This window comes from Erwinia sp. OLFS4 (assembly GCF_002752165.1).
Taxonomy (GTDB): Bacteria; Pseudomonadota; Gammaproteobacteria; order Enterobacterales; family Enterobacteriaceae; genus Izhakiella.
In genome coordinates, this window is sequence record NZ_MOMB01000037.1 from 1 (window position 1) to 1,229 (window position 1,229).

Sequence of the window (1,229 nt, forward strand, 5' to 3'; positions counted from 1 at the left end):
TGAATCGCCACGGATAATCTAGACACTTCCGAGCCGTTGATAATACTGGTTTTCATATTCTGTCGGTGACATCTGATTGCTCGAACCATGCCGACGCTTACTGTTATAAAACATTTCGATGTAACCAAAAATATCGCTGCGGGCTTCTTCCCGCGTTCCGTAGATCTTTTTCTTTATCCGTTCGCGTTTCAGCAACTGGAAAAAGCTTTCTGCAACCGCATTATCATGACAGTTACCGCGACGGCTCATGCTCCCCTCCAGGCCGTGTGATTTCAGGAACGACTGCCACTCATGGCTTGTGTACTGACTGCCCTGGTCCGAGTGAACCAGCACCTGTTTTTGGGGATTACGCCGCCATACAGCCATCAGAAGTGCGTTCAGGACAATGTCCTTTGTCATCCGGGATTGCATTGACCAGCCGATAATTTTGCGTGAGAACAGATCAACAACCACGGCCAGATACAGCCAGCCTTCGTGGGTCCTGATGTAGGTTATGTCCGTTACCCAACGCTCATCCGGAGCATCCGGATTGAACTGTCGCTGGAGCCTGTTGGGCGACACGATACTGGCCTCGCCTTTACGTGCCCGCGGACTCCGGTATCCGACCTGAGCCTTTATCCCGACACGTTTCATCAGTCGCCAGACTCTGTTCACTCCGCACTGTTGCCCGCTGTCCCGCAGATCCAGATGGATTTTGCGATAACCATAGACACATCCCGATTCCAGCCAGAACTGTTTAATCTGTCCTGTCAGTCTCAGGTCTGCCTGATGGCGTTGTGAATGCGGCTGCTGAAGCCAGGCGTAAAAACCACTGGGATGAACATCCAGCACCCGACAGAGCAGGCGAACAGGCCAGCAACAGGTGTTGTCACGGATAAAGGCGTACCTCAGTCGGACAGTTTTGCGAAGTACGCCGCGGCTTTTTTTAATATGTCCCGTTCGTCGGTAACCCGTTTCAGCTCTTTCTGGAGACGGCGGATCTCGGCCTGAGCATCTGACTGTTCTTTATGAGTGGAAGAATCCGGACCGTACTTCTTTATCCAGGCGTAAAGGCTGTGGGTGGTGATATCGAGACGTGTTGCAACGCTGGCAACAGAATAACCGCGATCAACAACCTGTTTGACTGCTTCAATTTTAAACTCTTCAGGATAACGCTTACCGCTCATGGGCACCTCTCTTTAAGTCATCTTAAATGACTCTGAGGTGTCTGTTAAACCCGTGGCGATTCA

1 protein-coding gene is annotated in these 1,229 nt (G+C 51.2%); it reads right to left on the reverse strand.

Annotated features, from left to right (window positions below):
• Positions 1-18 precede the first annotated feature (18 nt).
• A protein-coding gene (locus tag BL249_RS06665; protein WP_099707643.1) for an IS3 family transposase occupies positions 19-1,166 on the reverse strand; the annotation gives its coding sequence in 2 pieces (ribosomal slippage) (positions 19-929 and positions 929-1,166; 1,149 coding nt in all).
• Positions 1,167-1,229: the final 63 nt, after the last annotated feature.